This window comes from Agriterribacter sp. (assembly GCF_035445465.1).
In the GTDB taxonomy this organism is placed as follows: Bacteria; Bacteroidota; Bacteroidia; order Chitinophagales; family Chitinophagaceae; genus Agriterribacter.
The window spans coordinates 82,114-107,914 of record NZ_DAOMQT010000005.1 but is presented as its reverse complement, the minus strand read 5'-3'; the positions used below and the strand labels follow the sequence as shown (position 1 = coordinate 107,914).

The 25,801-nt window shown below is 42.0% G+C and carries 21 protein-coding genes and 1 tRNA gene; 8 read left to right on the top strand and 14 right to left on the bottom strand.

All coding sequences use genetic code 11. The features are described 5' to 3' along the window. Positions 1-3: 3 nt before the first annotated feature. The 7 genes from rfbC to PLE34_RS04435 all read right to left on the bottom strand — a co-directional run bounded on the left by rfbC (position 4) and on the right by PLE34_RS04435 (position 8,489). A complete protein-coding gene (rfbC, locus tag PLE34_RS04465) occupies positions 4-549 on the bottom strand; it encodes a dTDP-4-dehydrorhamnose 3,5-epimerase (protein ID WP_324554580.1) in 546 nt (181 codons plus the stop codon). Then, the gene (gene rfbG, locus PLE34_RS04460; RefSeq protein WP_324554579.1) at positions 546-1,652 is read right to left on the bottom strand and encodes a CDP-glucose 4,6-dehydratase; all 1,107 of its coding nucleotides are present in this window, start codon (positions 1,650-1,652) and stop codon (positions 546-548) included. Before rfbG ends, rfbC begins: the two co-directional genes overlap by 4 nt. Then, the gene (gene rfbF / locus PLE34_RS04455) at positions 1,616-2,392 is read right to left on the bottom strand and encodes a glucose-1-phosphate cytidylyltransferase (RefSeq protein ID WP_324554578.1); all 777 of its coding nucleotides are present in this window, start codon (positions 2,390-2,392) and stop codon (positions 1,616-1,618) included. The genes rfbG and rfbF overlap by 37 nt, the downstream gene beginning before the upstream one ends. Before the next feature lie 545 nt (positions 2,393-2,937). Next, the gene (locus tag PLE34_RS04450) at positions 2,938-3,888 is read right to left on the bottom strand and encodes a DNRLRE domain-containing protein (protein ID WP_324554577.1); all 951 of its coding nucleotides are present in this window, start codon (positions 3,886-3,888) and stop codon (positions 2,938-2,940) included. A gap of 161 nt (positions 3,889-4,049) precedes the next feature. Continuing rightward, positions 4,050-4,817, bottom strand: a complete 768-nt coding sequence (locus PLE34_RS04445; protein ID WP_324554576.1) for a class I SAM-dependent methyltransferase — start codon at positions 4,815-4,817, stop codon at positions 4,050-4,052. A gap of 44 nt (positions 4,818-4,861) precedes the next feature. Then, positions 4,862-5,989: a glycosyltransferase family 4 protein gene (locus tag PLE34_RS04440; protein WP_324554575.1), complete on the bottom strand. Its 1,128-nt coding sequence runs from the start codon at positions 5,987-5,989 to the stop codon at positions 4,862-4,864. 16 nt (positions 5,990-6,005) lie between these two features. Continuing rightward, the gene (locus tag PLE34_RS04435) at positions 6,006-8,489 is read right to left on the bottom strand and encodes a YfhO family protein (protein ID WP_324554574.1); all 2,484 of its coding nucleotides are present in this window, start codon (positions 8,487-8,489) and stop codon (positions 6,006-6,008) included. Between the two features lie 126 nt (positions 8,490-8,615). Between PLE34_RS04435 and PLE34_RS04430 the strand changes: the two genes are divergently transcribed. Further along, positions 8,616-9,389 (top strand): queuosine precursor transporter, encoded by a 774-nt coding sequence (locus PLE34_RS04430; protein ID WP_324554573.1) that lies wholly within the window; start codon positions 8,616-8,618, stop codon positions 9,387-9,389. Between the two features lie 93 nt (positions 9,390-9,482). Beyond that, entirely contained in the window at positions 9,483-9,944 is a 462-nt protein-coding gene (locus PLE34_RS04425) for an NUDIX domain-containing protein (protein WP_324554572.1), read from the top strand. A gap of 16 nt (positions 9,945-9,960) precedes the next feature. Here PLE34_RS04425 and PLE34_RS04420 read toward each other — a convergent pair whose 3' ends face one another. The 3 genes from PLE34_RS04420 to PLE34_RS04410 all read right to left on the bottom strand — a co-directional run bounded on the left by PLE34_RS04420 (position 9,961) and on the right by PLE34_RS04410 (position 12,905). Beyond that, positions 9,961-10,899 (bottom strand): magnesium transporter CorA family protein, encoded by a 939-nt coding sequence (locus PLE34_RS04420; protein ID WP_324554571.1) that lies wholly within the window; start codon positions 10,897-10,899, stop codon positions 9,961-9,963. Between the two features lie 252 nt (positions 10,900-11,151). Continuing rightward, the gene (dapF, locus tag PLE34_RS04415; protein ID WP_324554570.1) at positions 11,152-11,934 is read right to left on the bottom strand and encodes a diaminopimelate epimerase; all 783 of its coding nucleotides are present in this window, start codon (positions 11,932-11,934) and stop codon (positions 11,152-11,154) included. Positions 11,935-12,029: 95 nt separating this feature from the next. Then, the gene (locus PLE34_RS04410) at positions 12,030-12,905 is read right to left on the bottom strand and encodes a nucleoside phosphorylase (protein WP_324554569.1); all 876 of its coding nucleotides are present in this window, start codon (positions 12,903-12,905) and stop codon (positions 12,030-12,032) included. Positions 12,906-12,968: 63 nt separating this feature from the next. Here PLE34_RS04410 and PLE34_RS04405 point away from each other — a divergent pair. Continuing rightward, positions 12,969-13,042 (top strand) — tRNA-Cys (locus PLE34_RS04405). A gap of 45 nt (positions 13,043-13,087) precedes the next feature. On the opposite strand, the gene PLE34_RS04400 is transcribed toward PLE34_RS04405, so the two are convergent. Continuing rightward, positions 13,088-13,333, bottom strand: coding sequence for a hypothetical protein (locus PLE34_RS04400; protein ID WP_324554568.1), 246 nt, complete (start codon positions 13,331-13,333; stop codon positions 13,088-13,090). Positions 13,334-13,587: 254 nt separating this feature from the next. Here PLE34_RS04400 and PLE34_RS04395 point away from each other — a divergent pair, with 254 nt between their 5' ends. Both PLE34_RS04395 and PLE34_RS04390 read left to right on the top strand, forming a co-directional pair. Further along, complete coding sequence (locus PLE34_RS04395; protein ID WP_324554567.1) at positions 13,588-14,358, top strand: acyl-CoA desaturase; 771 nt, start codon at positions 13,588-13,590, stop codon at positions 14,356-14,358. A gap of 151 nt (positions 14,359-14,509) precedes the next feature. Continuing rightward, entirely contained in the window at positions 14,510-17,584 is a 3,075-nt protein-coding gene (locus tag PLE34_RS04390; protein WP_324554566.1) for a zinc-dependent metalloprotease, read from the top strand. A gap of 52 nt (positions 17,585-17,636) precedes the next feature. Here the strand turns inward: PLE34_RS04390 and PLE34_RS04385 are convergent, their stop codons facing one another. The 3 genes from PLE34_RS04385 to rpmI form a co-directional block, all read right to left on the bottom strand. Then, positions 17,637-19,037 (bottom strand): type III PLP-dependent enzyme domain-containing protein, encoded by a 1,401-nt coding sequence (locus PLE34_RS04385; protein WP_324554565.1) that lies wholly within the window; start codon positions 19,035-19,037, stop codon positions 17,637-17,639. A 154-nt stretch (positions 19,038-19,191) separates the two neighbouring features. Then, the gene (rplT, locus tag PLE34_RS04380; RefSeq protein WP_324554564.1) at positions 19,192-19,536 is read right to left on the bottom strand and encodes a 50S ribosomal protein L20; all 345 of its coding nucleotides are present in this window, start codon (positions 19,534-19,536) and stop codon (positions 19,192-19,194) included. A 107-nt stretch (positions 19,537-19,643) separates the two neighbouring features. Continuing rightward, positions 19,644-19,841 (bottom strand): 50S ribosomal protein L35, encoded by a 198-nt coding sequence (gene rpmI / locus PLE34_RS04375; protein ID WP_324554563.1) that lies wholly within the window; start codon positions 19,839-19,841, stop codon positions 19,644-19,646. 495 nt (positions 19,842-20,336) lie between these two features. Between rpmI and PLE34_RS04370 the strand changes: the two genes are divergently transcribed. The 3 genes from PLE34_RS04370 to PLE34_RS04360 all read left to right on the top strand — a co-directional run bounded on the left by PLE34_RS04370 (position 20,337) and on the right by PLE34_RS04360 (position 25,786). After that, positions 20,337-22,772 carry a penicillin acylase family protein gene (locus PLE34_RS04370; RefSeq protein ID WP_324554562.1) on the top strand — a complete coding sequence of 812 codons (2,436 nt, stop codon included), beginning with the start codon at positions 20,337-20,339 and terminating at the stop codon, positions 22,770-22,772. 147 nt (positions 22,773-22,919) lie between these two features. Further along, the gene (locus PLE34_RS04365) at positions 22,920-23,264 is read left to right on the top strand and encodes a hypothetical protein (RefSeq protein ID WP_324554561.1); all 345 of its coding nucleotides are present in this window, start codon (positions 22,920-22,922) and stop codon (positions 23,262-23,264) included. A gap of 59 nt (positions 23,265-23,323) precedes the next feature. After that, positions 23,324-25,786 carry a DUF5686 and carboxypeptidase regulatory-like domain-containing protein gene (locus PLE34_RS04360; RefSeq protein ID WP_324554560.1) on the top strand — a complete coding sequence of 821 codons (2,463 nt, stop codon included), beginning with the start codon at positions 23,324-23,326 and terminating at the stop codon, positions 25,784-25,786. Positions 25,787-25,801: the final 15 nt, after the last annotated feature.

The following is a 25,801-nucleotide window of genomic DNA, read 5'->3' as shown; positions in this document are numbered from 1 at the left end:
AATCTACAATCCTTTAAAGTTTTTATCAATGTAAGGGTGCCCCGTGTCTCTTTCAGAAATGGATCCTGCCGGTAATGGCCATTGTATATTTATTCCCGGGTCATTATATCGTATGCCTGATTCGGCTTCAGGAGTAAAGTATTCAGTGTGATGGTAAATCAGCTCACAGTTATCGGTAAGTGACTGAAATCCGTGTGCGAACCCCCCGGGGATGTACAGCATTTTTTTGTTTTTAGCGGAAAGTTCAATGCCGAACCATTGTAAAAAAGTAGGCGAGGCTTTCCGAAGGTCAATGATCACGTCAAAAATTCTTCCTGCTATACAACGCACCAGCTTAATTTCGGCGTAGGGATGCACCTGAAAATGCATTCCGCGTATGGTTGCCTGCTGAGCAGTAAAGGAATGATTCATTTGTACCCATTCTTTTTCATGTCCGATTTGCTGAAACTCTTTTTTACAATAAAATCGTGCAAACCATCCCCGCTCATCCGTAAACGGCTCAAGGTCAATTAGATAACTGTCTGGTAATGGAGTGGGGGAGAAGATCATAGAGCAAGATAAGCTTTGATTTGTTGAAATGTAAACGCTGCTCTTTCCGGCAAAGGTTGCTTATACCAGTTAATCGTCCATTCTATTGCTGCAGAAGCGTCAAGTTTAGGAAGCCACTGAAGTTCATTGATTGCTCTGTTGATATCTAACATTAATAATCCGGCTTCGTGAGGTTGACCAGGAGTAGAAATATCCTTCCATTCGCCGCTGCCCCAAACCTTAATCGCCTTCTCAGCTAATGATTTTACTGGCAAATGATCATTGGGCAAAGGTCCAAAATTATATGGCATAGAAAAAGCCTCATAATTTTTACTCAATAATCCCCCCAATAATAGGTATCCGGTCAGGGGTTCCATTACATATTGCCAGGGGCGAATAGCATTAGGGTTTCGGAGTTCTATAGGTTTTTGCTTCTTAAGTGCACGTACGATATCCGGAATAATTCTGTCTGCGCTCCAATCGCCGCCACCAATCACATTACCTGCTCTGGCAGTTGCAATAGCTTTTTGGTGTGTTTCAAATTTGCCGGGATTAAAGAAAGAATGCCGGAAAGAACTGGTTACGATCTCAGCACAGGCTTTGCTGCCGCTATAAGGATCATATCCCCCCAGCCTGTCATCTTCTTTATATAAAATATCCTGTTCTTTGTTTTCATATACTTTATCTGTTGTAATTACAACTATAGTGCAGGGGTGCGAAAGCCGGCTTACTGCTTCAAGCAGGTTGGCCGTGCCTGTAACATTTATTTCAAATGTTTCGGCGGGAATGCTGTAGGAAAGACGTACGAGTGGTTGTGCTGCTAAATGAAAAACATAATCTGGCTGAAATGCTTGTAGTTCATGGAAAAGCTGGTCTTTATTGCGAATATCCGCAATCACATTTTCACCCAAACCAAGCGGGGCGATAAGATCAAACAAGCCGTCCTTATACCGGGGTGCAAGCGCATATCCTTTTACGATGGCACCCAGTTCCTTAAGTAAACACATCAGCCATGCACCCTTGAAACCCGTATGCCCGGTAATAAAAACTCTTTTTTGTTTATAATATCCGGAGAGTGTTGCCCGTGTTACCATTTTTTCCATTTTGCCTGGTTGCTTTTCCATAATGCCTCTAATTCCAGCTTATCACGCATGGCATCCATACACTTCCAAAATCCTGTATGTTTAAATGCTACCAGTTCGTTATTTGCCGCAAGCTGTTCCAGCGGCTCATCTTCCCACATCATATCATTCATATCAGCATCTAGGTATTGGAATACTGCCGGCTTTAATACAAAGAAGCCAGCATTAATCCATTTGCTTTCATCCTTTGCTTTTTCACGAAACGATACAACTTCGCCATTCGTGCCAATATCCATGCCACCAAAGCGGGCATCCAACTGAACTGCAGTTACCGTAGCAATTTTGTTATGTGAATGATGGAACTGAAGAAGTTCATTTAGATTGATATTGCCTACACCATCGCCATAAGTTAGCATAAAGTCCTCATCACCCACATATTTCTGTACTTGTTTAAGTCGGCCTGCTGTTTTGGTATGTAGGCCGGTGTCCAGCAGCGTAACTTTAAACGCTTCACTTTTGCTTCCGAGCACCTGCATCGAATTATTGCCGAGGTCAATTGAAATATCGGAATTATGCAGAAAATAATTCATGAAATACTCCTTGATCACATAGCCTTTATAGCCAAGGCAAATAATAAAATCATTAAATCCATAATGACTGTATATCTTCATGATATGCCACAGAATAGGCTTCCCGCCAATTTCTACCATTGGTTTTGGACGCGTATCGGTTTCTTCAGCCAACCTTGTGCCAAGTCCACCTGCAAATATTATAACTTTCATATAATTATAAGATTGCGCAAAGTTAAATATTTATACGTATTACCTATAGCCAATTTAGAATTGTACAAAAAGAGAGTTAAGTTAATAAGACTGAATTTTGGAAATAGTTTATTGAATACGCCTACGGCTGAAAACCTAGGGAACTTCGGGGTACCGGAACTTACACTAATGAAACAGGAATTACTTATGCTACTAAATGGGAGTTTACCTCTGCAGATCAGCACAATATGAAACTTCTTGTAATAGCAGTACACCTCAGATTTTTATCTGGAATATGGTAGAAATATCGGAAACTTCTTTTCAAAGTATAACAGCGCTCGATAAACTCAGTATTTTACAGTCTACACGTTATACACCTGTACCTTAAAAGATTTTAAAGGGTTAGAGAAAGAAGAAAATCGTAATAATCCATAACTTCTGGTTTTCAGAAGTATAAGAGGCTATTAAGAAAAAGGCAGTTTCAATTGTGATAACTGCCTTTTTTTAGTTTTTTAGATAAAATTAAAAATGCAAAAGGCTGATTAAGAGTTCAATATTTTGATAGATCAGTTTTTATAGGTCACTATAAGTTTTGGATGCTTCTCCGCTGTTGTATAAAAGCTTGAGCAAAATACCCTGGAATTATATATGACTTCATTTTGTAAACGTATCATAAACCCATTATTGGTATTTGTTCCTGTCATATCTTTTATTAATTCTGTAACATCAATATCAATTAAATCAAGAAAAGTTGCCGAGGTGTGTGGAACAATAACCTGGTGCGAAGTTGTTGAAGCAGGCTGATCATTCCACGTAACAGTACCCGCCGTCCATGGTGTTGTTATGCGTTGTATAAGCATTGCATTATTACTACCGGAATTTGCGCTCAGTTCATCGGGATGATGTCCGTTGATAGGGGTCGGGTTGGAATATAACGATAATTTCGCATCTGTAATAGTTGCTGTCGATGGGATGCTGCTTAAATCAAATTTAAAAGCTGCTCTCATTCCAATAGTATTGCCTTGATACGTCCATGAAACTGCGCCAATTTCAGGTTGTCCGGGTCCTGATCCGTTTGAGGATGAATTTCCCCAAATATGTACCTCATTGGGATTATTAGAGGGCTGTTGAGTGAGCGTAAGAAACACCGGGCCTTTTACAGTTAAAGAAACAGTATCAACGCCGGTTGCCCCATCATCATCTATCACCATTAACTGATAAGTATAAATTCCGGTAATAAGTTTCCGCACTTCAGTTGAAGCAGCCCCTTCATTCACTATTTCCGAAGCATTGGGCCCCGATACCTGGCTCCATAAATAAGCTACTACATTTCCGTCAGCATCTGCACCGGTTCCTGTGAGGGTCGCCCAGCCTTCACTCTCTTGTAATTCAATAATTCGACTTTCTCCTGCTTCAGCTATTGGAATTTTATTATTTATAATCTCTTCTTTTGTGCAATTGGTAAAGAGCAATAAGCTTAATGAGAGAATAATTAAGGAAGGGTTTTTAAAATTCATAGTTTAGGTGTTTGATTTTAATATATCAAAAATAAAAGAAAAATAATTGAAATAAAGATTTTATATGATGTTTATTCGATCAATTATGCCTTTCAATGGATTTAAAATATCTTAGAATCGGCTCAACCTATGGTTGAACGAAATAAGAAATGACATTATTATTATTTCCTCTTCCGCGCAATTACCAATATAGCTGTTGATTTAAAAGGGAATCGGGTCGTATCATTTTTGAAGAAATGTTTTACAAGGAAATTTTTCAGCTTACCTTCTTTTAAAACGTCCATGGGTGCGGTAATATAGCTGCTGTGCAACACTTCAAACCCGTTGCGTTCAAGCAATCGTGTAATCCTTCCTTTGGTATAAATGCGGGCATTGGCCCAGCGCTCGTGCAAAAAGCGGGGTAACCACGAAAAGAAAGGGACCCTGTTCCACGGTAACAGGGGCAGCTTTGCGCCATGCGTTTCAAATATCCACCATTTATTGGGAACAGAGATTGCCATCAGTCCGTCATCTTTTAAAAGCTCCCGGTAAATGGATACACTGTTCTCATCGTGCAAATGCTCTATCACTTCAAAACTGGTAATGCGGTCAAATTGTTGCTGCAAGGGTGAAATATCCTTTTCAATATCCACGCACTGAAAACTGCAATTGCTGATATTGTTTTTTTTGAGATAGTCCTTAATGTCCTGCTCGTAATCATTTACAATATCAATTCCCAGGCATGATCTCATTTTTTGCGACAACAGGAACATAGATGCGCCGTTGCCACACCCTATATCAAGATGTGTGTATTGCTTTCCGGTAAACCCGGGATATTGTTCCAACAGATTGATGCGGCGCCTGACGATCTTATCCGTTATATCGGCCGGCCGGCCGAGGTAATGCTCCCCGGAAAATAATTCGTCCGGAACCCTTTCTTTATATTGCATGAAATAATCCTTTGGAATATCAAAAGTAAACATTGCATTGCTGATCAGGCTATCGAAAGTATATGCTGATATGCCTTTTGTACGATATTACCCCAGTAAAAATGTTCGTAAAAATCTGTTGAAATATCTTCTTTCAGCAATGCAACAGACTGTCGTATGGCTTCAAAGAGTGCTGTGCTGTCTCCATCGGGCACAACGATCAGTTTTCCACCTGTTAGTTCTGCCGGAACGCCAAAGGCGCCGCTGGCAAAGGATACAGCCGAGCTATTGCCAGCCAGGGCTTCCACTAATTTTGTTTTGATCCCTCCTCCTTCACTGATAGGGTTCATAAAAATATCCGCCGCTTTAAAATAAGTATCAATATCGTTTACAAAACCGGCGTAAATGATGTTTTTATTTTTATATGCCTCAAGATTGTTGTAGCGTTCCGGCAGGTGATTGCCGCAGATCAATATTGTATATGTAATTCCGTTTTGTTGCAGCAGGGGATTGATCTTATCCAAGATAATATCCAAACCCTTTAAATTGGGCTGATAATATAAAGTGCCGGTATAAAACAACAGCAGGTCTGTAGGATCAATATGGTGCGCAGTGCAGACGGTTGTACGGGCAATTGTTTTTGCCTGCGGGGTAGGAGGGGTGTTGAAGTTTATGCCATAAGTAATAACAGTGCATTTTTTTTGCTCTAATTTAAAATGAGCAATGGCATAATCCATGTCTTCCCGGGTAATGAAGAAGTTCATATCCGCGCGACGATGCACTGCTTTTTCATACAGCCATAACAGGCGCCACCACCATTTTCCAAAGCTTTTAAACCGCAAAGCTTCAATATTATGCGAATGTATGATCAGTTTTACACCGAGCCATTTTTGCAAAGCAATGCCCAGCCAGCCATAATAAGGATGTTCTAAAATAATATAATTGACTTTTTTTTGCCGGATGATTTTTCTCAGAGTGAAAAAATAAAAGGGATTAATATAGCGAAGAATGCTGTTTGACAATAACGGAAGTATTTCATACCCCGACTTATAGGGTACTTCCACTTTTTTTACAGTAATGCAGCTAAGGTTCACCAGGCCTGAAAGATAATTATTAAATATGCTGATATTCTTTTCGCCGCCCATTAAGGCTGGTAAAAAGCGATACGACACAATACTTAGTACATTTATCATTCAATTCTTTGCTAAATTATACAGTGAACTTTTCCCTGTTTTTCCATAAAGAAAAAATACCTCCTGCCAGTGCAAGAAAGAACAGGCTGTTGCCCAAATAAATCAGTTTCTGTCCTTTGGAATAAGAGGCCGGTTCAAACTTAAACACGATCTCATGTTTACCCGCGGGTATGGGCATTCCTCTTAAAACATAATTCACTTTCGCATAATCCGTTTTCCTGCCATCTATATAAGCGTTCCATCCCGCAGGGTAATATATTTCGCTGAACACAGCAAACTGGTTGGTAGCGGATTGCGTGGCATATTTTATTTCATCATTATCATAGCTTGTTAGTTGTATAGTAGCAGAAGAATCGGGTACAGGATCAGCGCCGGTTATTGGTTTGAAGCTGCTATCAACAATCACCGTATCCTTTGGTCCAAACTGGTCCAGCGCTTTTATTTCTTCTACAGGACCGTTTACATATTTAACATGCTTAATGAACCATGCCGCTCCCAGTGCTTCATCATTTTTATGCACTGCAGGCGCCTGCTGCTGTTGGGATGGAACAATAAAATAACGGGTATCCAGCATGTTCAGCACATCCATGTTCAATGATTCTTTCGACAACTGCGTTTCAATGAGATCCTGGTATATACGCAGCTTGGCCGCGTGGTACCCGCCAATGGAACGGTGAAAATAGGCAGTGATGGCATCGCTGAACCTGTCGCCCGATAAATGGTATACCCTGTAATGCGGGTCTTTGTCCTGCAAAATCTGCGTATCGGCTGCTGTTGGTGTAAAATTTTCCGACAGGTAACTGTCTTTATCCATATAATGGTCGGCATTCAGGTATTTGCTGTCTACCACCAGCAGGTCAATCATATTGATCACGGTAAAAACAATAACAGCCGCCAATGGTTTAATGATGTTCTTCAGGTATAAATACAATAGTCCGACCACCAGACCGGCAAATAACAGCGCACGGAAAATACCACTACTGAACATACTCTTTCGTTCCGCTTTTAAAGCAGTCACTATCATGCGGCCTATTTCTGTATTACCATCCTGCGGATTGGTGTAGGCCTGCACAATACGGGCATCGAAAGCGCTGCTGAAATCGTTAAAGAAATAAATCAGTAATGTAACGCCGAACACAGCGCCTAATGAATATAATATAGTTTTAAAAGACGCTTTCAACTGGTCCTTGCCGTTAACCGTAAAAAAAATACGCTGCAAACCCCAAACAGCCAGCAAGGGCAACAGCATTTGGGGAATAACCAATGCCATATTGGGTGAACGGAATTTGTTATACAACGGGAAATAATCCAGCAAAAATGAATTGAAGGTCGAAAAATTTCTTCCCCAGGCCATGAAAATGGTAAAAACAGTAGCAGCAAGTATCCACCATTTTATACGATCTTTTATTAAAACAAGTCCTGTAATTGCCAAAAAGCAGATGATCGCTCCAAAATAAATAGTACCGGCAGTGCCCTCTTCTATTCCGCCCCAGTAACGCGGGAGGGAGTAGGCGAGTTGAACTGCGTTGTTCTCGGGTATGTTTTTTTCTGTAAGTGCAGTTACCAATTTGGAGTTTTCATCGAAATGGTCTGAAGAGCTGCTGCCAAATATATCGGGTATAAAAAAAGTAAGTATTTCGCTTTTGCCTATGCTGTAGCTGAAAGCATAATCTTTATCTAATCCTTTTGTATCTACTTTTTTTATTTCCGCCCCGGATGTTTCAAGAGTTTTACCGCCCCTCATGGTATACTTTGCATATTCGGCGGTAGTAAGTAAACTCATGGCCGAGTTGGCAAGTGCTGCACAGCCGGCAACTGCAGCCAGGGCAAGCGATATAGCCAGGTGTTTCCAGTCTTTCGCTTTAATCCATTGTACAATATACCCAAGGGTGATAATGCCTGCGGTAATAAAAAAGTAATAGCTGATCTGGGGGTGATTAAACGCTATTTCCCAGGTGGCGAATATGGCGGTAACGGCAAGTCCTAACAAATACTTTTTTTGATAGATCAGCAATAACCCCGCGAGCACGCCCGGCATATAGGCTATTGCCCACATTTTACTTTCGTGCCCCACTGCTATCAAAATAGGATTGTAACTGGCATATGCAAAAGCAAGACTGCCCATGATACCCAGAACCGGTTTTATATTAACAACGCAACAAAGGATATAAAAGCACAGGCAGGCAAGAAAAAAGAAATTGATAGGTTTAGGCAGTCCTAATGTGAATAGGGTATGAAAGTCCGGTAAAAAAGAATGAGCCTCCATAGCTACCTGGTAATTGGGCATACCGCTGAAGAGATGGGTATTCCATAGGGGAAAATGTCCATGCTCCTTTTTATATTCAAAAGAATTGTGCGACATACCTTCCCAGTGCACAATATCACTCTGCTGCAGCACCTTTCCTTCTAAAGCAGGCCGGCAATAAATTACAGACACCACTAAAAAAATGCCTATAGCTACCAGGTGAGGCACAAACGCTTTAAAATTAATTTTTTTCACTTTCAGATATTTTAATACTGATCATAATCAGGGTCGCCAAAGCAAAACTTCCCGCGAAAAGAATTTCAAATTTAAGGCGGCAAATTAACGTTATTTTTAATCTTCCCTTTAATTTTAACGCATAATATGATACAGCAAATACTCAAAGACCGGCCAACTAAACTATTTATCGGCTTTGCGGCTTTTTTTGTGGCCAATGCGCTGATCGCAGAATGTATAGGCGGTAAGATATTTTCATTGGAAAAACTATTCGGTTTCGATCCGGTTAATCTTACACTTTTCGGTCAGAGCGGGTTATCGTTTAGCCTTACCTGTGGCGTGCTGTTATGGCCTTTGGAATTTGTGATGACGGATATTGTAAATGAATATTACGGCCCCAAAGCGGTAAAAAGGATCAGCTATACAGCAGTTGCATTAATATCCTATGCTTTTATCATGTTTTATGCCAGCATCCATATTCCCTATGCCGACTGGTGGCCGGCATCAAAAGCAGGCGACGGGATACCCGACCTGCAGGTAGCCTTTAACGGCATATTCGGGCAGGGAATGTGGATCATTGTGGGAAGCTTAGTGGCTTTTTTGGTGAGCCAGTTGGTAGATGTAGCGGTGTTTCAGCGCATCAAAAAAGCAACGGGTGAAAAGAAAGTATGGCTGAGGGCTACCGGCTCTACACTGGTATCACAACTGATTGATAGTTTTATCGTTCTAACCATTGCCTTTAAATTGGGCAGTAACTGGACATGGGCGCAGGTAATTGCTGTGGGGTGCGTAAATTATATGTATAAATTTGCCATAGCCATTTTGCTTACTCCGCTTATTTATTTTGCCGAATACAGGATAGAAAAATATGTGGGTAAGGAAACGGCTATACGAATGAAACAGGCGGCGATGGAGGGATAATTTGAAAATATGAGAATATAGTTGTGGGTATGCGGGGCTGAGGGTTGAACGGATGCACAACTATAAACAACAAACTATAAACAACAAACTTCAATGTTCAACCTCAGGGTTTACGGTATACTTACGAATGAAAAGAAACAGGTATTGGTAAGTGATGAATTTATCCGGGGCAGCTATTATACCAAGTTCCCGGGTGGCGGACTCGAATTTGGCGAGGGCACAAGGGATTGCCTGAAGCGGGAATTTATGGAAGAAATGGATCTTGAGGTGAAGGTAGCATCTCATATTTACACCACCGATTTCTTCCAGATGTCGGCATTTACGCCGGATCAGCAAATTATTTCCATCTATTATTTTGTTGAGCCGTTGGCAGACATTACTGTTCCGCTAAGATCCAAACCTTTTGATTTTGACGGGCGGCAAATGAAGGTATATGAGCAAACCGGTGAAACGGAAACATTTCGCTTTATTAACTGGAATGATTTTTCTGAAGAAAGCGTAACACTGCCAATAGATAAGGTGGTGGCGGGGATGGTGAAAAGAGGTAAGTGGTAAGAGGTAAGTGATAGGGTTAGAACCATTTCTTTTTCATAAAATAAGCGCCCATAATAATAGAAACAGAGAGGGCTAATATAATGGGAATATAAAATGCGTGGGGTTGATGCTGGTAGGGAATGGGCACATTCATGCCGTAAATACTGGCTATCAGCACAGGGAACTGTAAAATGATGGTAATAGAAGTGAGCCGCTTTAATACAAAGTTTTGATTATTGGAAATAATGCTCGCAAAAGCATCTAAAGTAGCGCTGAGAATATTGGTATAGATATTGGCCATTTCAAGCGCCTGAGAAGTATCAACCACCAGGTCATCCAGCTCTTCTTTTTCCTCTTCATTCAGTCCAAGAAAGTTTGTTCTAACTAATTTCATCAGCAGCATTTCGTTGGAACGTAGTGCGGTAACAAAATATACCAGGCTTTTTTGTATGCGCATCAGATCCAGGAGTTCCTCATTTCTGTTAGAAGCATACAACTGCTGTTCCAGTATATTCCTGCGGTGATTGATTTCCTTAAGATATTCCATATAGGTTTGCGTGATCTTCTCAAAGATCTTAACCACCATCATGTTTTTTTTATCGGCGTGCCTGTTCTGAAACGTATTCAGGAATTTTTTAATAGCTCCGTTCTCAAAGGAATTTACGGTTACGATCTGGTTATGGGTGAGAATAATGCAGATAGGTATAGTAATATAAAAGGAATCGCTTTCATTGAAAGAATTATTTTCCGTAGGCGTTTTGATAACGATCAGCCTCACATTGTCTTCCAGCTCAAATCTTGAGCGCTCATCAATATCTAAGGAATCCTGTAAAAACTCAATGGGTATTTCCAGTGCTTCCGACACTTCTGCAAATTCTTCATGCTTCAGTGGTGGCAAAATATTTACCCAGGTTTCATTATCCGCCTTTTCTATTGCGGTAGTTACCCCGTTGATATTTTTGAAGTATTGAATCATTGCGGCGCAAAGGTAGGGGTATTATAATTTGAGATTTTAGATTTAAAATTTGAAATTTATACCACCAGATCATCCACCGCGCTTGTTTATTTACTATCCGGAAATTCTGTTTTATTTACTCCCGCCTGTTCAGTAGGACGAAGCAGGCATTTCCACATTCCCCACATTTGTATGCAGTCAGACGCTCCTGCGTCGCTTACCAACCGTTTTCTTCATTTTCAAATTTTCAAATTTCCCACATTTTCACATTTATTATATCCCAATCTCTCCTTTAAATACAAATTCTGCAGGACCGCAAAGCCAGATATTACTGTAATGTTTTTTTTCCGACAGGTTAAACTCCACGCTCAGCTTTCCTCCTTTGGTTTCCACGGCAATTTCATTAAAACTGTTTTCATGGTGTGCCGAAACCAATGCGGCAGCCGTTACACCGGTGCCGCAGCTTAATGTTTCGTTTTCAACCCCCCGTTCATACGTACGCACAAAAATGCTATGATCATCTAATACTTCTACAAAATTCACATTAATCCCTTCCGCTGCAAAACCATCGCTGTACCTTATTTTTCTGCCTTCTTCTATTACATCTATTTTCTGCAGGTTTTGTACAAATTGCACATAATGCGGAGAGCCCGTATTCAAAATGAAGTGATCCTTCCTGTCTGTTGTTTCCTGAACATCTTTCATCTTTAAACGAACGGTGCCCTGAACGTCTATCTCCGCTTCATGCGGGCCATCGGTGGCAATAAAATGATAGGTGGTTTTTTTTATGCCGGAATCGAACGCAAACTTTACCAGGCATCGCCCGCCATTTCCACACATGCTGCCTTCTTTTCCATCGGCGTTATAATATACCATTTCAAAGTCATAGTCTTTGTGTTTATTCAACAGCATCAGCCCGTCTGCACCTATACCAAACCGCCTGTTGCACAAAAAGTTTACCTGCGCTATAGTGAGAGAAGCATAAGCATTGTCGCGGTTGTCTAATATAATAAAATCGTTTCCCGTTCCCTGGTATTTGTAAAAATGTATATCCATCTCCTGCTTTTATGGTGCAAAGTTATTGCTTGACCGCGTTAAAAGGTTAAATAAGTTAAATGGACTCATGGTTGTTATGTTGGTGCTTTTAACACTTATATACCGGAAATAATATCAAGCGTTTTTTGAATGAGCCGGTCAATGGCCGCATTGGCGTCTTTACTGAATTGTTTGCTGATGCGGTTAGCTATAATGGCGCTAAGGCTAAGGCAATGGTGTCCCAAAAGTTTCCCCATGCCATAAATACCGGCTGTTTCCATTTCAAAATTACATATCCGGTGGGTACCAAAGCTAAAAGCAGACAATCTGTCTATAAAAGCCGGGTTGCTTAACCCCAGTCGCAGAATTCTTCCCTGCGGGCCGTAAAAACCCGGGCAGGTTACGGTAATACCCTGGTGAAACCCTTCAACGAAATGCTTGAGGAGACCTACGCTGGCACTGCTAATATAGGGCGATGCCGTATGATTATGCAACTGGATTTGGGTAATAAAAGACTGGATCAGTTGATTCTCTTCGTCATTGTTTTCATTACGATAAAAATGCAATAGGTTATCTGTCCCGATTCCGTGTGTGCTGGCAACATAATGATCAACAGGGATATCTTCCTGCAAAGACCCGGCAGTGCCAATCCGGATAACCTGCAATGTGGTAAGCGGTGATTTCACTGTTCTGGCAGCCAGATCAATATTAACCAGTGCATCCAGTTCATTCATCACAATATCAATATTGTCGGTTCCAATACCTGTTGATACAACAGAAAGCCGCTTATTGCCTATACGCCCGGTATGGGTAACAAATTCGCGGTGCTGGCACGTGTACTCTATTTCGTCAAAATGTTTGCTTACTTCTTTTACCCTGCCGGGATCGCCCACTGTTATAATAATACCGGCTAATTCTTCGGGCAGCAGATCTAAATGATAAACAGCTCCCCGCTTATTGAGAATTAGTTCAGATTCAGCAATATATTGCATGCGTAAGATAGTTGTTGTTCATAAAAATATCCTATTTTTGCAACCCGGAAAAAAAGATAAAAAGGTCCTGTGGCCGAGTGGCTAGGCAGAGCTCTGCAAAAGCTCGTACAGCGGTTCGAATCCGCTCGGGACCTCCAAAAACAATCGGCCTCAGCAATGAGGCCTTTTTTTTAAACTTAAACTTAAAAGCTGGGATATAATTTATGAATACGGTCAATCCACTCCTGGATCCCGGTATTGGTTATGTCGCTGGTACTGAAATTGGCGAGGCTAAAGCGGATGGTACGGTTTCTGGCATTTGATATAAAAATGAAATTGCCGCCGGCATAAATAGTGTACGTTTCTAAGCCGGGTGGAGAAGGCAGCTTTTTAAAATTGATAGTATTGGTCAATGCTTCAAAATCTGTCAATACACTAATGTTATTCATGATGCAAAAATAAGTGAAAAAATCAGAAGCCGGAGAAGCATTCATTACATTTTTGCTTTTCCCATTAATAATTCTTACATACGTTGTGTATTTCTTAACATAATTGTACGTAACTTTAAAGCAGTTGTTAATACAGTCAATCGTTTTCCCCGCCAGTTCAAGAACTCGTTTTTTCCTCCGGCATGTTTCCCAAAAAATAATTCCTGTATTTCATCAAGCTACCTTCTGATTGATTGGGAACAAAATCAAATGTTATGACTATACTTATTTTTTTTGTATCACTGTGGTACATGTCTTTGTTTACACAAACATTTTTTCAGCACCGTTATGCTGCGCATGCCGCGTTTAAGATGAGTAAATTCTGGGAAAGATTTTTTTTCATTTTTACTTACGTCATGCAGGGATCTTCTTATTCATGTCCGCGTTCCTATGCCGTAATGCACCGCATGCATCATGCTTATACCGACACGGAAAAGGATCCGCACTCGCCAAAATTTTCATCGAATATTTTTTCAATGATGTGGCGTACCCGGAATATTTATGTTGGGATACTTAAAGGAACCTTGCCTGTGGAATCGAGGTTTACCAAAAATCTTCCTAAATGGAATGGTTTTGATAAGTGGGCCAATTCTACTACTTCAAAAATTTTATGGATTTTGCTTTATATTAGTTTCTTTATCATTTTTGCTTCCTCGGCATGGTGGTTTTTATTGCTTCCCGTAGTAATTACGATGTGTGCTTTTCATGGTGCAATTATTAATTGGTTCGCCCATAAATACGGATATATAAATTTCAGGCTGAAAAACACTTCGCACAATTTATTTTTGGTTGATGTTTTAATGCTGGGAGAATCGTATCATAACAATCATCACAAAAATCCATCTTCCGTTAATTTTGGAAAACGCTGGCATGAAGTGGATCCTGTTTACCCGGTTATACTTTTTTTTAAATGGCTGGGTATTATCCGTTTTAATAAACCATATTATTCAAAAGGAATTATCCGCCAGGATAATAATGACCAATAATTGAAACGCTCCTTTAGGGGATGGCATCCGTTGAAGAACTTTGATGGTTAAAATAGCAGGGCATACAGAGAAACACTGAGTGAACAAAATTGGCCGGTTAAAGATCATAGTATTTACTTTATTATTTACATTTAGGTCATAAAATGCTGCTATGAGAGGCGTAATCGCTGCTTTTTGTTGTGTGTTGCTGAGTAGCGCCAAAATCTTAGCCCAGCCTGTATGTGGCTTCGACCAGTCTGATTATGCCCTCCGGCAGGCAGACCCCGCCTATAAACTCCATGTAACGTTAAATGAACAAAAGATCGAACAGCTTCTTCAGCAAAGAAAAGCCGAACGGCAATACCAGAAAAAAGAAACGGGTATTTTCACCATTCCCATTGTAGTGCATGTACTGCATGCGGGCGAACCGGTTGGTACGCCTTTTAATCCTGCCGATGAACAGATACTTGCTGCAATTGAGTATTTGAATGCTATATACAATGGCACACATGTTTCCCTAACTCCTGCGGGTACCGATGCTGCCGGTGACCTGGGCTTACGCTTTGTGTTGGCTAAAAGAGATCCTGGCTGTAATCCAACAACTGGTATTCACCGGGTTGATATGTCTTCCAATGCTGCGTATGTGGCCAATGGCGCCAGCAGTGGTAATACTAGCGAGGACATTGCTATGAAAGCCCCTATAGTATGGGACCGGTCACAATATTATAATATTTATGTAGTCAATAAAATCAATGGTCAGGATGGAACTACGGGTCAGTTTGTTGCCGGGTACGCCTATTTCCCTACTTCCAGCGTGGTAGATGGTACGGTAATGCTGGCTACGCAAATGAAGGCAGGCTCTAAAACGCTTTCGCATGAGATAGGGCATGCTTTTAATCTTTATCATCCTTTTGAAGGCTCTTCCAATATGAGCAAATGCCCCATAGGTAAAGGCGATCATGTTGACGATACAGATCCTGTTTCCTTTAATACCAGTGCTTTAGGGGTAGTTGATTTTGCCTGTCGTACGGGCAATAATACCTGTATTGATCAGCCTTATAATATCCGTACGGAAAGTAATTTCATGAATTATACCAATTGTTATACGCTTTTTACGCCCGGGCAAAGAGACCGTATGCAGGCAAGTGTATTATTAGAAGACAGAAACAGCCTTATTACATCCGCAGGTGCTGTTCCTACCTATGCAAGTCCTTCCTGCACACCTAAAATTAATTTTGAACAGCAAAGCGCCGAGCTTCCCAAAACAGCAACAACAGTAAGCGGATGCCTGAAATACCGCGACCATGTTTTTAAGCTTACCATTGGTGGCGATCCGCTGCAAAATGCCACTGCTCTGCTTGCTGTTGACCCGGCATCCACGGCGATTGAACATGGCGACTTTGATTTTCCTTCAGGGAAAAATATCGTATTCCCTGCAGGCTCAAATAGCAGCAGACCTTTTGTATTGCGGGTTTACGATAATGGCAGTTCCGCCGAAACAAAGCTTTTACGCCTGAATTTTTCTGTTAATAGCGGAGGAGGAATTGCCGAAAGGGGAAGTGCTGCCCCGGTAATGAATATCAATATTCAACCCCGGGACTATAGCCCCGTAGTTCCGGGTGGGACTGCGATCGCAACAATCGGTTCACCAACCTACCATATCAATAACGCTAAAATTTTTGATGCAACGCTTCCAAAACAAAAAACACAGATCCTTTATAAGTCGGGTGAGCTTGCAGCAGCAGGACTTTCCGCAGGAAGCCTCATTACCGGGTTACGGTTTTTTGTAGAAAAGAATACCAGCCGGGCTTTTAAGAACCTGCGCATAAAGATGGCGCAGACTACTCTTGCTCATCTCGCGGAAAATGGCAGTATCCAATTTGCCGGCAATATGACAAACGTATTATCGCTGGCATCATATGCTACGGTAAATGGCTGGAATACTTTCACGCTTGAACAGCCTTTTGGCTGGGATGGTACCAGTAACATTGCGGTAGAACTTTGTTTTGATAACGGCACGCCGGCTGCCGGGGCCGCGGATATCGTACATGCTTATAGTGATGGAAGCGATGGCGAACAAGGGAGCATGATAGAGGATGGTACCGTGAATTGCTCACAAAGCTTTGCTTTGGTGAGCTTTTACCGGAATGGTGTAAAACCTGTTGTTATGCTGGATTATACCATACAGGGTAATCCGGCGGGAAATTCAATGGGTGAATCCAAAGAAGAATATCTTGGTCCGTATAACGAGGTATACTTCTATGATAAGTTGCAGCCACAGAAAATTATGGCTAAAATTAAAAACCTGGGCGCATGGGATTATGGTTGTACAACGGTAAGTATTGACAGGGAAGGCGAAGGCGTAGCACCATTTTGGAACAACACACCGGCTCAATCCCTTGCGCGTAAAACATTTTTTGTTGCACCCCAAAATAACAACGCTTCGGGAAACTACGAAATAACCCTTTATTATACCGATGCGGAAAAAAGGGGGTATGAAACGGCAACGGGTAAAAGCTGGACCGATGTAAAAATGATCAAAACAGAAATTCCTGTTTCATCTGTTACGCCGGCAACCCCTGAAGCGGATAAGGTAAAAATAAATGCAGCGGTTGGGCATGGCCGTTTTGGTAAAGATCATACTGTGCAGGCTGTTTTTAATACGGGTTTTTCGGGGTTTTCAGTGGGTGCTTTAGATGCTGTTTTGCCTGTAAGCTGGCTTAGCTTTGAAGCTGTAAATAAGGATGGAAACGTAAAGCTCCGCTGGTCAACCGCTATGGAGTTTAATAACAGCCATTTTGAAGTGCAGGCGAGCACCGATGGAATGGGTTACACTACGGTTGGCACATTGCCTTCAAAAGGTAACAGCAATACAGCGGTAGATTATGAATATTTTCATTTGCAGCCCCGGAAGGGAAAAATGTATTACCGCATAAGGCAGGTAGACCTGGATGGAAAAAGCACTTACAGCAAAATTATAGAAGTATACATTGCAGGGAGCACCGGCCCTGAACCCTCACTATATCCTGTACCGGCAGGGAATAGTATTACGGTTCATTTTGGGAAGCCTGCTGCTAATGCCACTATTGAAATTTTAAGCAGTGATATGAAACCCGTGTATACGGGAAAAGCAGACGGCACGCTTCTAATCAAAACGATTTATACCGGCAACTGGGCCGCAGGAACGTACATAGTGAGAATAACTGCCGGGAAAAACAGTTATGTACTGAGGTTTGTTAAGCTTTAACAGGGTAGTTTATTACCACCCTGCAACTTGTAACCTGCGAATCACTTACCCCTTACTTAATATACCCCAGTATCTTCAGCATGCTTTGCGAAGATTGTTCTTTGGCGTATAGCCAGTCAACCAGTTTACCGTTCTTGTCGTATTCCACAATAACATGTTTTGGAGAGGGGATAAGGCAGTGTTTAATGCCACCGTAGCCGCTGATCTGATCCTGGTATGCGCCGGTATGAAAGAAGCCCAGATACAGGGGTTCTCCATTCACAATTTTAGGAAGAAATACTTCGTTGATATGTTCTTCAGAATCATAGTAGTCGTGACTATCGCATGTCATACCGCCAAGTACCACCCGTTGATACTCTTCTTCCCATTTGTTAATGGGAAGCAATAAAAATCTTTCGCCAATGCCCCAGGTATCGGGCAATGTGGTAATAAAAGAAGAGTCTATCATATACCAGGTTTCCCGGTCGTTCTGTACTTTTTGTCCTACTACGCTATAAATATGTGCCATGCTTTCCCCAACCGTAAAGCTGCCAAACTCTGTATAAATGTTGGGCATGGGCACTTTGGCTTTTTTACAGGCGCTTTTAATATTACGTACAATTTCATTGATCATGAACTGGTAGTCGTATTCAAACCCGAGCGAATGCTTGATAGGAAAACCGCCGCCAATATTAATGGAATCCAGCTCAGGGCATATCTTTTTTAACTGGCAATACAGGTGAATGATCTTATTGAGCTCACTCCAGTAATAAATATCATCTTTGATGCCTTTATTGAGAAAGATGTGCAGCATCTTTAACTGGAACTTGTGTTCATTTCCCTCAATCTTATCTACATAAAATTCCAGTATATCCCTTGCCCTCATGCCTAACCGGGAAGTATAGAAAGGAAAAGTAGGCTCTTCTTCAGCGGCAACACGTATGCCCAGCTTAAACGGCACTTTTACCGAACGGCGGTAAGCATCAAGCTCCTCTTTGTTATCAAGAACGGGAATTACATTTTTAAAGCCGGTATTCAGCAGCCTGGCAATACGCGAAGTATATCCTTTTTGTTTAAAGCCATTGCAGATAATATGAATGTCTTTATTGATCTTCCTTCTTTCATACAGCCGGTTAATGATCTCTATATCGTATGCATAAGAGGTTTCAAGGTGAATTTCATGCTTGAGCGCCTCTTCAACCGCAAAAGCAAAATGTGAGCTTTTGGTGCAGTAGCAATAAAAGTACTTGCCTTCATACCGGTGTTTCTTGAACGCATCTTTAAACATCTTTTTTGCCTTATCTATCTGCATGCCTATTTTGGGCAGGTAGGTAAGCTTAAGGGGTGTGCCATATTTGTCAATAAGTGCTTTCAGGTCTAATCCGTTAAAGCGAAGGTAGCCGTCTGTTACATCAAAACCTTCCTGTGGAAAATAGAAGGTTTGTTTCACCAGATCGGTGTATGATTTGTTCATTTTTTACTGTAGAAATGTTGTAAGGGTGAGCAATAAATATACAAATGTAGTTTTTTGGTGCTTTTTCCAATAAAAAACCGGTTGTGAATTTTTTTCACTACCGGTTACGTGTAATTATCTGGAAAAATTATTCAATTCATCCCTGTGTTTATCGTTATTTAACGGAAGCAATCAGCTTCTTAAAGCTTTCGGCTTCGTTCATCGCAAGGTCGGCTAAAACCTTGCGGTCAAGTTCTATCCCTTTCTGGCGCAATTTAAAGATAAACTCCGAATAGGTGAGCCCTTCTTCGCGCACAGCGGCGTTAATACGCGCTATCCATAAAGCACGGTATTCTCTTTTCTTCAGTTTCCGTCCAACATAGCTGTAGGTTAATCCTTTTTCCACTACGTTTTTGGCAACGGTTAATACATTTTTACGTTTGCCATAAAAGCCTTTGGCGGCTTTTAATATTCTTTTCCTGCGGGCCTTGGATGCAACGGCATTTACTGAACGTGGCATAATTATTAAGTTTTAAGTTGTAGTACGCTCCGGGCGTACGTAAACTGTTTTTTAAATGTTATTCTGTTAATATACGGTCTGCTGTCTCCATACAGGGAGCAACCAGCCTATTTTAAACGCAAAAGGCGTTTCACGAAATCCATATTAGACTGGTGTACCTGTCCATCAATTCTCATGGCGCGTTTGCGTTTTTTTGATTTTTTGGTAAGAATGTGACGGCGAAAAGCCTTTTGATGGGTGATCTTGCCGGTGGCGGTCACTTTAAACCTTTTCTTTGCGCTGGAATTGGTTTTAACCTTTGGCATATAAGTAAAAGTATTTATGTTATACCCGTGGGGCGGTCCCGAACAGACGGAACACTTATGGAGCCTTTGGGGCAATTTGCACTTTGTTGCTGCAAAGCAGTAAACCAAGTACACCCGTTTTTGCGGGGTGCAAAGGTATATAAAATATATGTATAGAAAAACAACTTTTTCAGATGGCTGTCAGGTGTCAGGGATCAGCCGTCAGATCAGGTGAGGTAACTACCGGGGATAGGGCGGATACTCCCTCTTTCATCTTTTTCTCTTCTCCCCCGAATTTCGGTTTTCCGGCTTCGGAATTTTAGGTTTGTGATTTATGTTGCATTACTTCGAACTTCGGATTTCCATCTTCGAATCTGGCATTTGAAATTTATTTGGTTCTTGTTATTTGTCTTTTGGTGCTTTGTATTTCTTCGGATTTAGGATTTTAGATTTCGTGCTTTATCCATAACCACAAATATTTTACCGACTTTCGCCTCAAGCCCTTAATTTTAAACCATGAGAATTGTCTTCTTTTGTCTTTCCTGTATCATAACGGTGGCAATGGTTATTGTCCTGGGTACTAACACCTTGCTACCACTTCCTTTGGGCAGCTTTTTAAGCCCCCAGCATGGTATATGGCAAAATGCAGAACCTGTGAAGCAGCATTTTAATGCCCGGCTGCACTTTTCTGAACTTAAGGGAAAATCCACGGTATATCTTGATGATCGCCTGGTGCCCCATATTGTGGCAGATAATGATGAAGACGCCTGTTTTTTACAGGGCTACCTCCATGCCCGTTTCCGCTTATGGCAGATGGAATTTCAAACCTATGCGGCGGCAGGGCGCATCAGTGAGATCGTGGGCGATAAAGCGCTGGATTTTGATAAGGGCAGAAGAAGGCTGGGAATGGTATATGCAGCGGAAAATATGCTGAAGGAAATAGAAGTCAACCCCCTTTCCAAAGCGCAGGTAGATAGCTATACAGCGGGAGTGAACGCTTATATAACGTCATTGCCCGAAAGCCGGTTGCCGGTAGAATATAAACTATTAGGATATAAACCGGAAAAATGGAGCAACCTGAAAACCGCGCTGTTTGTAAAACAGATGGCTCAAACGCTGTCGGGCTTTTCGGATGATCTGCCTTTAACAAAAGCCAAAGCTTTTTTTGGTGATGAAGCCCTGCGTATTCTTTTTCCCCAGGTAAGCGATTCGCTTGATCCTGTAATACCTAAAGGCACGCTTTTCCCCCCTGCTTCTGTTACTCCGGTTGCACCCGCACTTACCGATTCGGTATATATTAATAACATTACGGGAAACTTGCAGGAAATAGAAAAGCCCAACCCCAACAATGGGAGTAATAACTGGGCGGTAAGCGGCGCGCGAACACGAAGTGGCGCGCCTATACTTTGCAATGATCCGCATCTAGATCTGTCGTTTCCCTCCATCTGGTACGAAATGCAGGTAACCACACCCACTATGAACGCTTACGGTGTAAGCTTTCCGGGAGCACCGGGGGTTATTATAGGCTTCAACGATAGTATCGCTTTTGGCTTTACCAATTCAGAAAGAGATGTAATGGACTATTATGCCATACAGTTTAAAGACAAAACCAAAACGCAGTACAGGTTCGGCAGCGGCTGGGAAAACAGCCGGCTGAGAATTGAAACGATTAAAGTAAAAGGCAGGCCGATAGTGTATGATACGATTGCGTATACTGTTTTCGGCCCGGTTATATACGATGAAAGTTTTCCTTCTGCTACTGAACCCGGCGCAGCGTTGGCTTTGCGCTGGAAAGCGCATGATCCTTCGAACGAATTGCTAACCTGGTATTATTTAAACCGGGCCAACAATTACGAAGATTATAAAAATGCATTGCAATATTTTACCAACCCGGCGCATAATGTTGTTTTTGCATCCAAAGCCGGCGATATCGCCATCTGGCAGCAGGGCGTTTTTCCCGCGCTGTGGAACAGGCAGGGATTGTATGTGATGCCGGGAAAAGACAGCAGCTATATGTGGCAGGAGTTTATTCCCGCAGATGAAAACCCGCATATCCTTAATCCCGAAAGAGGGTTTGTGAGCAGCGCTAACCAGCGTCCGGCCGACAGCACCTATCCTTATTTTATTCCGGGCTACTATGACCTGTACAGGGGTATTGCCATTAACAGGGAGTTGTATGCCATAGATGACGTTACCGCAGATGATATGATGAAGCTGCAAAACGATAACTACAATGTATTTGCGGAAACTGCAAGACCCTTATTGCTGAAGTATGTTAACGACAGCAGCCTGAATGAAAATGAAAGAAAATACCTTGACATCGTAAGCGGGTGGTCGTTATACAATAATATTAATGAAAGAGGCGCTACTATCTTCAAGCTGTGGTACGATAATCTTGAAAAGCAGGTATGGGATGATGAATTTGAAAAAGCCGGCGTTACAGGGCTCCGTCCTTCCGAAAAAACATTAACGGAAGCCTTGCTGCGCGATACGGCGTTTAAGTACATTGATAATATTAATACGCCTGAGCAGGAAACCATTACCGATGTAATAACCAATGCTTATAAACAGGCTGCAAAAGCTGCGGATTCGCTCAGCGCTGTCAATCAGCTTACCTGGGGCGCTAATAAAAACACATCCATTTATCATTTACTGGGTGCTGCCATGATGCCTTTTGCAAGAACAGGATTGCCGGTAGGCGGCGGATCGCATATCATTAACGCCATGCAGCACAATCATGGTCCCAGTTGGCGCATGGTCATTGAACTAACAAAAGAAACGGATGCTTATGTAATATACCCTGGCGGACAGTCGGGGAATCCCGGCAGCCTATACTACGATTCATTTGTAGATAAATGGGCGGCAGGTGAATACTATAAGGCCTGGTTTATGAAAAGAGGAGAACAGGAGGGAGACAGGCTGGTATGGAAAATGGAGTTTGGGAATGAGTGAGGGGCGCAGTGGTGAATAGTCAATAATGAATAGTCTGTCGTGAGTGACGAACATTTAGCAACTAACCGGCAAATCAACCGGGCAACCAGTTAATTAACCAATCATCTGATCAGACAGCAAACTGACTAACGCATAACAATCAACAACATGAAATTTACAGCCTCCATTATATTAACCGCATTGCTGAGTTTTGTAGCCTGCCTGTATCTTCCCTGGTGGAGCATTGCGGTGGTTTCTTTTTTAATACCCCTCATCATCATTCAAAAACCTTACATGGCTTTTATAACAGGGTTTGTTGCGCTTTTATTGCTGTGGGGCGGACTTGCCTGGTGGATCAGTACCGCCAATGATCATTTGCTTGCGCATAAAATTGCTGTGCTGGTAATAAAAGCCGATAGCCCGTTGTTGCTGATTGGCTTAACGGCTTTGATTGGCGGGTTGGTAGCTGCATTTTCGGCACTCAGCGGCTCTCTGCTTCGCCGGCTGTTCTGAGTGGTTTTGCAATTTCATTTACTTACAAAGCCTTATTTTCGTTGAGGGAATGTTGTTGCATGAAAAAATACTTGCTCCTTATTATTTTTCTTACCGGCTCTCATTTGCTTGCGCTGGCTGTTCCTGTTACGGGAACAGTAAAAGACAATAAGGGAAACCTCCTTCCATTTGCTTCCGTAATAGTTAAAGGCGGCATACTGGGTACTACCGCTAATAATGAGGGAAAGTATGTGTTGAACCTTCCTGCCGGCAGCTATATACTGCAATGTATGCATGTGGGGTATAAGATGATGGAGAAGGAGGTTACGGTGCTTCAACAACCTTTGCAAATTGATTTCACGCTTCTTTTACAGGAACTCACACTGCAGGAAATTGTAATCGGCGATGGGGTGGAAGATCCCGCCTATGAAATTATACGTCAGGCCATAAAAAAGCGATCTTTTTACAAAAACCAGGTAAATGCTTTTCAATGCCAGGTATATATCAAGGGACAGCTCAGGCTGCAGGACTATCCTGCAACGATCTTCGGACAAAAAGTTGATTTTGCCGATGGAGATACAGGGAAAAATAAAATGATCTATCTCTCCGAAACCATTGCTACCTATTCGTTTCAAAAACCCGAAAAGGAAAAGGTAGAAGTTACTTCCACCAGGGTAAGCGGCCAGGCGGAAGGTTTTGGATTCGGCAGTCCGCGATACGTTACTTTTTATGATAACAATATACAGATCAGCAATGCGCTTAATCCGCGTGGTTTTATTTCTCCCATTGCTGAAAACGCCCTGAATTTTTACCGTTATCAATTCATGGGCAGCTTTACGGAGAACGGCAGGCTGATCAATCATATAAAGGTTACGCCCAAACGAAGTTATGAGCCCCTGTTCAGCGGCTATATCAATATTGTTGAGGAGGAGTGGCGGATTCATAGCGTGGACCTGATGCTTACCAAAAGATCGCAGATGGAGCTGGCAGATACATTGCGTATTGAGCACCTCTATGTGCCCGTTTCCAAAGACGTATGGATGATTCACAGCCAGGTAGTATATCCCGCGGTTAAAATGTTTGGGTTTGATGCCAAAGGAAGTTTCGTAACCGTGTATTCGGATTATACGCTTGATCCGGAATTTGATAAAAAATTTTTCAGCAATATCATTCTCGCATACGACACCGGGTCTAATAAAAAGCCGCGTGCTTACTGGGATACCGTTCGTCCGGTGCCGCTTTTGGATGATGAACTAATGGATTACCTGAAAAAAGACAGCCTGGAGATCGTACGGCGTGACCCCCGCTACCTTGATTCTGTTGACAGGAGAAAGAACAGGTTTACTCCTGCCGGTATTTTAATTTTCGGACAAACCTTTAACCGGCAAAGCAAGAAGTCATCCTTCAGTTATCCGCCATTGATTGAAATAACGAACTTTAACACGGTGGAAGGGTTCAATATCAATTTAGGTCCAACCTATGCCAGGAATTTTACAGAAAACCGGTCTGTTTCCATTACACCCACGGTGCGTTATGGATTTACCAACCGTCACCTGAATGCCGATGTTGCCACACAATATACTTTCGGGAAATGGCGTATGAATTCGATTGCGCTTGCCGGAGGTAAAAAGGTATTCCAGATCAACAATAACAACCCGGTAAAACCGATTGTTAATTCTTACAATACCCTGCTGTTTGGAAGCAACTATTTGAAAATTTATGAGGCGGCCTTTGCCGAAATATTATATACAAGAGGAGTGGGAGAGGGCACTACCATAAAAGCGAATATCAGCTACCAGGACAGGATGCCGCTTGAAAACACCGATGACACCTATTGGGGAAAAGCTAAAAACATCACCCGCCGAACGCCCAACTACCCGGTGGAACTGGTTTCAGAGAACTTTCAGCGGCACCAGGCACTGGTAGCGGCATTTACGGTTAGCTACCGGCCCGGAACAAAATATATCCAGCTACCCGAGCGGAAAATTAACCTGGGTTCTAAGTATCCGATGTTTACCGTAAGCTTTGCCAAAGGCATTAACGGCTTACTGGGCAGCGATGTGGATTATGACCGCTGGAAATTTTCCGTAAAGGATGATATTAATGTAAAGCTGGCCGGCATGTTTGATTATAACATTTCAGTAGGCGGTTTTTTTAATAACCGCAGGCTGGAGATACCCGATTACCAGCATTTCAATGGTAACCGGATGCTGGTAGCAACGGAATACCTGAACAGTTTTCAGTTGGCTCCCTATTATGCCCGCTCAACTACCGAAAGGCTGTATGCTACCTTAAATATAGAGCATCATTTCAACGGGTTCCTCACCAATAAAATACCATTCATTAAAACGCTCAACCTGCATCTTATAGGAGGCGCCAATGCGTTTGTAGTGAACAAGAATAATTATTATTATGAGGCCTTTGGTGGTATCGAAAACATACTTAAAATCCTGAGAATTGATTATGTATGGGGTTTTGGCAACCAGGGGTTCCAAACTTCCGCGGTTCGTATCGGCTTCAGGGGAGGGTTTGGTGGAAATTAATGAACAGGTATCAGG